This is a genomic window from Burkholderia sp. ABCPW 111 (assembly GCF_000773065.1).
Classification (GTDB): domain Bacteria; phylum Pseudomonadota; class Gammaproteobacteria; order Burkholderiales; family Burkholderiaceae; genus Burkholderia; species Burkholderia savannae.
In genome coordinates, this window is sequence record NZ_JPWT01000105.1 from 20,848 (window position 1) to 29,285 (window position 8,438).

An 8,438-nucleotide genomic window follows, 5' to 3' on the forward strand; every position below is an offset into this window, starting at 1 on the left:
CGTCCTGCGGACGATCGCCGACCGACGGGCGCCGCGAGTCGCGAGTCGCGCCCGCGCGGCCGCCTGTCACGCGTCGCTCATGACTCGCTCGCGCCCGCGGTCTTGCGCGGGCGGCGCGGGCGCGCGGTCGACTTGCGCGGAGCCTTCGCGGGCGCCGCTTCGGCCGCTGGTTCGCCGGCGGCGACCGGGGTGGCCGCATCCGCATCGGCCTTGGCGGCCGGCGCCGCTTCGGCCGCGCGCGGCTTGCTTTTCTTCGCCGGGGCCTTGCGCACGCGCGAACGCGCGGGCTTCGCCGCTTCGGTTTCCTGCGCTTCGGTCGTCTCGTGCGTGCGGGCCGGTCCGTGCGGCTCGTGCGCATCCCGCGCTTCGCGGGCCGGGTGCGCCTCGCGTGCGTCATCCGCGGCGCGCTCGCGCCGGGTTTCGCGCGTCTCGGCGAAGTCCGCACCGAGGATCTCGGCGTCGGCATCGAGGCTCGCAGCGTGGCTTTCCGCGCCCGGCTCGACGATCAGCGGCATCTGCTCGGGCACGCGCTTCTTCGCGCCGCGGCCCTTGCCGTGCCCCTTCTTGCCGGACGGCTTCGCGCCCGCGTGGTTTTCCTCGGCGGCCGAGGCCGTCTCGAAGGGCTTGATCGTCTCGACGGCGGCCGGCTGGATCGAGCGGAACACGAACGTGCCCGATTTGTCGTCGCGGCCGATCTCGAGGAGCCCGCGCGCCTGCGCTTCCTCGAGCAGGTTGCCGAACGCGCGGAAGCCGTAGTACGACTCGTTGAAATCCGGCTTGCGCCGCTTGATCGCGCTCTTGAGCACCGATGCCCAGATCTTGCCGCTCTCGCCGCGCTCGGACGCGAGCGCGTCGAACGTCTCGACGGCGAGCGAGATCGCTTCCGCCTTGCGCGCGTCGCCGTCGTGCTTGCGGTGCTTGTCGTCGTCGGCCGTGCGCTTCGCGCCCGCCTCGGCCTTGCGCGCGTCGCGCTTCGCGAGCGCGCGCTGCTGCTCGCGGGCGAGGTCATCGTAGAAGATGAATTCGTCGCAGTTCGCGACAAGCAGATCCGACGTCGAGTTCTTCACGCCGACGCCGATCACGCGCTTCGCGTTCTCGCGCAGCTTCGACACGAGCGGCGAGAAGTCCGAATCGCCGCTGATGATGACGAACGTGTCCACGTGCGCCTTCGTGTAGCAAAGATCGAGCGCGTCAACGACGAGCCGGATGTCCGCCGAATTCTTGCCCGACTGCCGCACGTGCGGGATTTCGATCAGCTCGAAGCTCGCTTCGTGCATCGCCGCCTTGAACGTCTTGTAGCGATCCCAGTCGCAATACGCTTTCTTGACGACGATGCTGCCCTTGAGCAGCAGCTTCTCGAGCACGGGCTTGATGTCGAATTTCTCGAACTTCGTGTCGCGCACGCCGAGCGCGATGTTTTCGAAGTCGCAAAAGAGCGCCATGTTGACGCTGTCCTGGGGTAAGGCCATGGGGTCTCCAACCTGAGTGTCGGGTCGATCGTGCGATCGAGGATGGCGCACATGATAGCGGGTCGGCGCGGTCGCGCGGAAATCCGCGTGTTCGACGGCGTGCGCGGCGATGTGCGCGGGGGCTCGGGCGGCGGTGCGAACGGTGGGCCAAAGAATGCGCGGCACGCGCGCTTGTCGTGGCGCGCCGACGCGAATGCGCGGCGCGTTTCGCGCACGTTTGTGGGGGGCGGCATCGTTCGAGCGCGCGGCGTCGTGCGCTCGGAGGCGATGGAGCGGCGGCGCGATTGCGCGACGGCACGACGGCACGACGGCACGACGGCGCGACGGCGCGACGGCGCGACGGCGCAACGGCGTAACGGCGTAACGGCGTAACGGCGCGACCGAGTGACCGAGCGACCGAGTGACCGAGTGACCGAGCGAGGCCGCCCGCGCTTTTTTCGCGCGATAGCCGCCGGCTGCATGGGCGGCGCGCGCGAAGCGCGTCCGGCTCAAATCGGAAAGCTCGTGGTCGACAGAATCTCCTTCAGCACGACGAATGTCCGGATTTGCCGCACGCCGGGCAGATACAGCAGTTGCTCGGCGTGCAGCCGGTTGAACGTGTCGCTGTCGCGCGTGCGAATCAGCATGATGTAGTCGAATTCCCCCGTCACGACATGGCATTCCATGCAGCCGGACACCTTCTGCGCGGCCTGCTCGAATGCGTCGAACGAATCGGGCGTCGAGCGGTCGAGCACGACGCCGATCATCACGAGCATGCCGGCGTTCAGCGCCTTCGGCTCGAGCAGCGCGACGATGCCGCGAATCAGGCCCATCTCCTTCAGGCGCTCGACGCGGCGCAGGCACGCGGGCGCGCTCAGGTTCACCTTCGCGGCGAGCGCGACGTTCGAGATCGACGCGTCGCGCTGCAGCACGCGAAGGATCGCGCGGTCGACACGGTCGATGTCCGCGCCGGCCGGCTGGGCGACGGCCTTCGGCGTGGATTTTTTTGTTGCGCGCATGATATGTCGTTCCTAATTAAATTAATCGAATAACTTATATGTCGTCATAAAAGTAGGTGATTGGCAATATGTTCGCAACCATGTTTTTCCCGATCGTTCTTAACATGGGACGTCGCGGCGAATCGCGATCGGGCTGCGCGGCGCGCGGTTCGATGCGTTCGCGCGCCCGAATCTTCGATGACAGGAGCGATCGATGAATCTTCAGAAATTCCCGCGTTATCCGCTGACCTTCGGCCCGACGCCGATCCAGCCGCTGAAGCGCCTCACCGCGCATCTGGGCGGCAAGGTCGAGCTGTACGCGAAGCGCGACGACTGCAACAGCGGCCTCGCGTTCGGCGGCAACAAGACGCGCAAGCTCGAATACCTGATTCCCGACGCGCTCGCGCAAGGCTGCGACACGCTCGTGTCGATCGGCGGCATCCAGTCGAACCAGACGCGCCAGGTCGCGGCGGTCGCCGCGCATCTCGGCATGAAGTGCGTGCTCGTGCAGGAGAACTGGGTCAACTATCACGACGCCGTCTACGATCGCGTCGGCAACATCCAGATGTCGCGCATGATGGGTGCCGACGTGCGCCTCGTGCCGGACGGCTTCGACATCGGCTTTCGCAAGAGCTGGGAGGACGCGCTCGCCGACGTGCGCGCGCAAGGCGGCAAGCCGTACGCGATTCCGGCCGGCTGCTCCGATCATCCGTTGGGCGGCCTCGGCTTCGTCGGTTTCGCCGAGGAGGTGCGCGCGCAGGAAGCCGAGCTCGGCTTCAAGTTCGACTACGTCGTCGTGTGCTCGGTGACGGGCAGCACGCAGGCGGGGATGGTCGTCGGCTTCGCGGCCGACGGGCGCGCGGATCGCGTGATCGGCGTCGACGCGTCGGCCAAGCCCGTGCAGACGCGCGAGCAGATCCTCAGGATCGCGAAGAACACCGCCGATCGCGTCGAGCTCGGCCGCGACATCACGAGCGACGACGTCGTGCTCGACGAGCGCTTCGGCGGCCCGGAATACGGGCTGCCGAACGAAGGCACGCTCGAGGCGATTCGCCTGTGCGCTAAGCTCGAAGGCATGCTCACCGACCCCGTCTACGAAGGCAAATCGATGCACGGGATGATCGAGAAGGTGCGGCTCGGCGAATTCCCGGCCGGCTCGAAAGTGCTGTACGCGCATCTCGGCGGCGTGCCCGCGCTGAACGCGTACAGCTTCCTGTTTCGCGACGGCTGACCCGGCGCGTCGGGCCGCCGCGCGTGTTCGCGCCGATGAGCGGGGCGAGGCGTTCGTGCGACGAAACGGCGGCGGCGCGCTGGTGGCAGCCGCCGTCGTCGCCGACGCTCGTGTGCGTCGTCGGCGACGACACGCTGCCCGCCGCGTGCTGCGGCGCGCTCGCGAAGCGGCTCGCCGGCATGCCGCAGATCGCGCTGCTCGGCTGCGCCGAACCGGCGCGGCTGCATGCGTCGTGGGTCGATGCGCGGTCGAGCGCGGCGGCGCGGCCGCCCGCCGAAATCGCGCCGCTCGAGCGCGCGCTCGGCCGGTTGTCGCGCGACGCTCGGCTGCTGTTGTGGTCGCAGCAGCCCGCGGCGCTCGACTGGATCGGCGGCGTGCACGGCCATCGGACGTTCGTCGTGCGCCATTGTCCGCTGACGTGCGACGAGATCGAGCTGCAACGCGCGGTCGACGCGGCGCTCGCGCTGCTGAGGGCCGCGATGCGGTCGCGGATCGACGCGGAATATTGACCCGGTCAGCGAGTGCGGCGTGTCGGGGGGAATTCGGGCGGCGTCGGCGATGTCGGTTGTGTCGGTCATGTCGGCATGCGTTTGCCGGCGTGGTTGCCGATCATCGGCGAAAGCCCGTCGTGCCGGGCATGCGGTGATTGGGGCGGCGGAATCGGCATCGGTCATCCGGCGGCGTTCGCCGCTCACCGCTCACCGCTCACCACTTACCACTCACCACTCACCACTCACCACTCACCACTCATTGCTCATTGCAAGCTGCTCACCGCTAGCCGAGCGCCGCTCACTACTCGCCGTTCGGCGGCTCGACGAGCCCGCGGCGGCGATCCGCACCCGGTGCGCCGGATCGACCGCCTGGGTCGAATGTCGAGATGGTGCGTCGCGGCCGCGACGCAAACTCCAGTAAAGATCGCAATAAAGATCCCCGCAAAGCTCCCAGCAAAAGCCCGCGATGAAACCGAAATCGCGCGTGCAACAGCGCGGCGCGTCGCGCCGGCAGCCTGAGCGAACCGGCGAGCGTCCGCCGCGCTCGCGCGCCGCATGGCCGGTTCGCTTCGCGACGCGCGACGCTCGTTCGCGTCGCGGCCGTCGCGGGCCGCATCGTTTCCCTACATTCGTCGTATTCCGGCAACCTTGGAGAACGCCATGGGCATACAAAAGGTTCAGCAAGGCGCGACTGCGCTCAATGTCTCTTCCGAATCGTCTTCCGGGCAGCACGCAACCGGGCAAACACAGGCGCGGCAATCGTCGCAGCGCGGCGCCGGGGCCGCGCTCGGCGGCCTGAAGGATCTTCAGAACCTGAAGCGCGGCGATCTGATCATGGAGCACGGCAACATGCACGCGGTGATGTACGCGGCGGGCGACAAGCCGCTCGTCCACTCGACGAACGGGCGCTTCTTCGGCGTCCTTCAGCAAGGCCCGGATTACCTGACGAAGAAGTTCGGCAACGAGACGCCCAAGAAGCTGCCGGTGTACCGGATGAAGAACGCCGAATCGCCCATTCCCGAGGAAGCGGCGCGCATCGGCGAGCAATGGGCGCTGCGCTCGCGCGAGTCCAACCCGACGAAGACCAAGACTCCATTCGGTGAGGAGCGCTTGAACGATGCAGACGAAGACAAGGCCGAGGAGTGGTCGCCCGAAGCGACGTTTCGCGCGGCGCGCGCCGCGCTCAGAAGCGATGAAGGCATGCCGCTCAGCAAGAACCAGGGCGTCAGCTGCTCGCAGTTCGTCACGTACGCGTATCAGGCGGCGGCGCTGAAGAAAGGCGGGGATGCGTCCAACGGCGCGCCGGAACTGCTCGGCCACGTCAAGCAGGCCGGCGCGCATCAGCAAGGCGCGCTCAAGAGTGCGGCAAGCAAGGACGAGCGGCTGCAGCAGCAGACCGAACTGGTCCGAGACGCGCACGGGCGAGCGACCGAAGTCATGCCGCATACGCTGCAGGTCAACGCGAAACACATGACGGCGGACGTTCTCTCGTCGCAATTGCGCAAGCCGGGCGGCGATTTCGAGCTCGCGGGGTATGCGGTGCCTTACGAGAACGGCGACGAATCCGGCGTCAAGCTGTTGCCGAAGGACGATCCCCGCGCGAAGCAGAAAATCTCGGAGATCGGCAAAGCCGGCGACGCATGAGCGCGTTCGCGCCCGCTTCCGGCACGCCGCGCGCGGGCCGCGGCCGCGACGCCGGCGGTCCGCCGCTCGCGGCCGACGAAACCGCGGAACGCGCGATCAGCGCGGCGACCGTGCAAACGTGCAAACGTGCAAACGTGCAGCCGGGCAGCCGGGCTCCGGCCGCTCCCGTCAAATCCCGCTCGGCGCGGCCGCGCGCCTGCCGGCCGCCTCAGGCCGCTCGCGCGCGCCTCGCGTCGCGCACCGCCTGTCCCTCTTCGGCGAGATCCCAGAACAGCCCCGCCATGATCTGCAGCGATTGCCGCGCGACGCTGCCGAGCAGGTGCTCGTTCGGCGCGTGCTGCGAGCACGCCGCGTACGAATGCGGAATCCACAGCGTCGGCAGCCCGAGCAGCTCGGCGAACACGTCGTTCGGCAGCGAGCCGCCGAGATTCGGCAACAGCGCGGGCGCGTCGCCCGTCGTCGCTTCGATCGACGCGAGGCTCCAGCGCACCCACGGATCGTCCGGGTCGAGCCGCGTCGCCTCCATCCGCGTGCCGCGCTCGGCGATCTCGATGTCGGAGAAGCCGTGCGCGTCGAGATGCGCGCGCAGCCGGTTCAGCAGATTCGGCCCGTCGCTGCCCACGACGTAGCGCAACTGGCAATGCGCGTGCGCATGCCCGGGGATCGCGTTGACGGGTGCATCCGGATTGCCGGTCCTGAACGCGAGAATTTCCAGCGCGTTCCAAGCGAGCACCCGCTCGATCGGCGTGAGGCCCGGCTCGCCCCAGTCGAGATCGACCTGCGGATCGTTCGGGCCGCCGCCGACATCGAGCGCACGCAGCGCGTCGCGCACTGGCTGCGGCACGCCGCCCGGCCGCCAGCCGTCGACGAGTATCCGGCCGCGCGCGTCGACCATCGTCGCGAGCGCGTTCGCGAGCCGGATGCCGGGGCTGCGCAACAGGCCGCCCCAGTTGCCCGAATGATGGCCGCCGTCGCGCAGCCCGATCGACAGCGTGAAATTCAGGTTGCCGCGCGAGCCGAGGAACATCGTCGGCCGCGCCGCCGCGACGCGTGGCCCGTCCGACGCGATGAAGAGGTCGGCCGCGAGCGCGTCGCGATGCGCGGCGCAGATCTGCGCGAGCCCGGGCGAGCCGGTTTCCTCGCCCATCTCGATGATCGCCTTCACGTTGTAGCCGAGCCGGCCGCCGCGCGCGTCGATCACCTGCGCGAGCGCGGCGAGGTTGATCGTGTGCTGGCCCTTGTTGTCGGCGGTGCCGCGGCCGTACCAGCGGTCGCCGTCGACGACGATCCGCCACGGCTCGAGCCCCGCGCGCCACTGCGCGTCGTGGCCGGGCACGACGTCGCCGTGGCCGTACGTGAGGACGGTCAGCGCGCCGGGGGCCTCGATGCGCTCGGCGATCAGGAACGGGCTGCCGCCTTCGAGCGGGCTGTCGACGATCGTCGCCGTGAAGCCGAGCGCCGCGAGCGATGGCGCGATGTGATCGGTCAGGTACGCATAGAGCTGCGGCCGCGACGACGCGAGCTGGCTCTCGGTGCGCACGGCGACGCGCGCGTTCAGTTCGTGCAGGAAGCGGCCGTCGTCGAAGTACGACGCGGCCATGTCGATGGCTCGACTGCGACTCGTCATGTCTGTCTCTCCATGTTGAGGGTTCAGGCGGCGCGCTGCGCGCCGGCGGCCGGCGGATCGGGCAGGCCGAGGCCCGGCTCCGGCGTCAGCGCCGACGCGAGCAGCTTGCGTGTATACGGATGGCCCGGCTGCGCGAAGATCCGCCCGGCCGCGTCCTGCTCCACGATGCGGCCGCGCTCCATCACCGCCACGCGATCGGCGAGATGCTCGACGACGCCGAGGTCGTGGCTGATGAACAGGTAGCTCAAGCCGAGCTCGGCCTTCAGGTCGAGCAGCAGGTTCAGGATCTGCGCCTGCACGGACACGTCGAGCGCGGACGTCGGCTCGTCGCACACGAGGATGCCGGGGCGCAGGATCAGCGCGCGCGCGATCGCGACGCGCTGCCGCTGGCCGCCCGACAACTGGCCCGGATACTGGCCGTGCGTGCGCTGCGGCATCCCGACGAGGTCGAGCATCCGGCGCACTTCGGCGTCCTGCTCGTCGCGCGTGCCGCGCCGGTGCACGCGCAGCGGCAGCCCGACGATCTGCGCGACCGTCTTGCGCGGGTTCAGCGACGAATACGGGTCCTGGAAGATCGGCTGGATGCGCAGCGCGGTGCGTCGGGCGTCGCGCGGGTCGACCTGCCGGCCGTCGAGCAGCACGCTGCCCGAGGTGGGCGGCAGCAGGCCGAGCAGCATCTTCGCGAGCGTGCTCTTGCCGCAGCCGGATTCGCCGACGAGCGCGAGCGTCTCGCCGCGATGGAGGCGCAGCGACACGCCGTCGACCGCACGCAGCGGCGTCGGCGCGTGGAAGAGGCCGTGTTTCAGCATGAACGTGCGGGTGAGCGCGCACAGTTCGAGCGCGACGTCGGTGCCGGGCGAGGCGGCGTGGAGGTCGGCGTCGACGCCGGCACGGGGCGGCGCGGATGCAGCGGATGCAGCGGATGCAGCGGATGCAGCGGATGCAGCGGATGCAGCGGATGCAGCGGATGCAGCGGATGCAGCGGATGCAGCGGATGCA

The 8,438-nt window shown here is 69.2% G+C and carries 9 protein-coding genes; 4 read left to right on the forward strand and 5 right to left on the reverse strand.

Annotated features, from left to right (window positions below; genetic code table 11):
• Nucleotides 1-77: 77 nt before the first annotated feature.
• Nucleotides 78-1,469: an NYN domain-containing protein gene (locus tag X946_RS24125; RefSeq protein WP_081989997.1), complete on the reverse strand. Its 1,392-nt coding sequence runs from the start codon at nucleotides 1,467-1,469 to the stop codon at nucleotides 78-80.
• Between the two features lie 87 nt (nucleotides 1,470-1,556).
• Here X946_RS24125 and X946_RS35295 point away from each other — a divergent pair, with 87 nt between their 5' ends.
• Complete coding sequence (locus tag X946_RS35295) at nucleotides 1,557-1,841, forward strand: hypothetical protein (RefSeq protein ID WP_161788693.1); 285 nt, start codon at nucleotides 1,557-1,559, stop codon at nucleotides 1,839-1,841.
• Between the two features lie 116 nt (nucleotides 1,842-1,957).
• Here X946_RS35295 and X946_RS24135 read toward each other — a convergent pair whose 3' ends face one another.
• On the reverse strand, nucleotides 1,958-2,467 hold the full coding sequence (locus X946_RS24135) for an Lrp/AsnC family transcriptional regulator (RefSeq protein WP_038753042.1): 510 nt from the start codon (nucleotides 2,465-2,467) through the stop codon (nucleotides 1,958-1,960).
• 193 nt (nucleotides 2,468-2,660) lie between these two features.
• On the opposite strand from X946_RS24135, the gene X946_RS24140 reads away from it, so the two are divergent.
• The 3 genes from X946_RS24140 (at nucleotide 2,661) to X946_RS24150 (ending at nucleotide 5,812) form a co-directional block, all read left to right on the forward strand.
• The gene (locus X946_RS24140; RefSeq protein ID WP_038753044.1) at nucleotides 2,661-3,677 is read left to right on the forward strand and encodes a 1-aminocyclopropane-1-carboxylate deaminase; all 1,017 of its coding nucleotides are present in this window, start codon (nucleotides 2,661-2,663) and stop codon (nucleotides 3,675-3,677) included.
• 35 nt (nucleotides 3,678-3,712) lie between these two features.
• Nucleotides 3,713-4,186, forward strand: a complete 474-nt coding sequence (locus X946_RS24145) for a hypothetical protein (RefSeq protein WP_038753059.1) — start codon at nucleotides 3,713-3,715, stop codon at nucleotides 4,184-4,186.
• A gap of 642 nt (nucleotides 4,187-4,828) precedes the next feature.
• Nucleotides 4,829-5,812 carry a hypothetical protein gene (locus X946_RS24150; protein WP_038753046.1) on the forward strand — a complete coding sequence of 328 codons (984 nt, stop codon included), beginning with the start codon at nucleotides 4,829-4,831 and terminating at the stop codon, nucleotides 5,810-5,812.
• A gap of 208 nt (nucleotides 5,813-6,020) precedes the next feature.
• On the opposite strand, the gene X946_RS24155 is transcribed toward X946_RS24150, so the two are convergent.
• The 3 genes from X946_RS24155 to X946_RS35535 form a co-directional block, all read right to left on the reverse strand.
• Entirely contained in the window at nucleotides 6,021-7,439 is a 1,419-nt protein-coding gene (locus X946_RS24155) for a M20 family metallopeptidase (RefSeq protein ID WP_038753048.1), read from the reverse strand.
• A 23-nt stretch (nucleotides 7,440-7,462) separates the two neighbouring features.
• On the reverse strand, nucleotides 7,463-8,248 hold the full coding sequence (locus tag X946_RS24160; RefSeq protein ID WP_414734408.1) for an ATP-binding cassette domain-containing protein: 786 nt from the start codon (nucleotides 8,246-8,248) through the stop codon (nucleotides 7,463-7,465).
• The coding region (locus tag X946_RS35535) for a hypothetical protein (protein WP_038753050.1) at nucleotides 8,242-8,438 on the reverse strand (197 nt) is incomplete at its 5' end. The genes X946_RS24160 and X946_RS35535, both read right to left, overlap by 7 nt.

Bases quoted from the DNA above. Each gene is read 5' to 3' on its own strand.
- X946_RS24125 (WP_081989997.1), bottom strand. From the start codon at position 1,469: ATGGCCTTACCCCAGGACAGCGTCAACATGGCGCTCTTTTGCGACTTC.
- X946_RS24135 (WP_038753042.1), bottom strand. From the start codon at position 2,467: ATGCGCGCAACAAAAAAATCCACGCCGAAGGCCGTCGCCCAGCCGGCC.
- X946_RS24140 (WP_038753044.1), top strand. From the start codon at position 2,661: ATGAATCTTCAGAAATTCCCGCGTTATCCGCTGACCTTCGGCCCGACG.
- X946_RS24145 (WP_038753059.1), top strand. From the start codon at position 3,713: ATGAGCGGGGCGAGGCGTTCGTGCGACGAAACGGCGGCGGCGCGCTGG.
- X946_RS24150 (WP_038753046.1), top strand. From the start codon at position 4,829: ATGGGCATACAAAAGGTTCAGCAAGGCGCGACTGCGCTCAATGTCTCT.
- X946_RS24155 (WP_038753048.1), bottom strand. From the start codon at position 7,439: ATGACGAGTCGCAGTCGAGCCATCGACATGGCCGCGTCGTACTTCGAC.
- X946_RS24160 (WP_414734408.1), bottom strand. From the start codon at position 8,248: ATGCTGAAACACGGCCTCTTCCACGCGCCGACGCCGCTGCGTGCGGTC.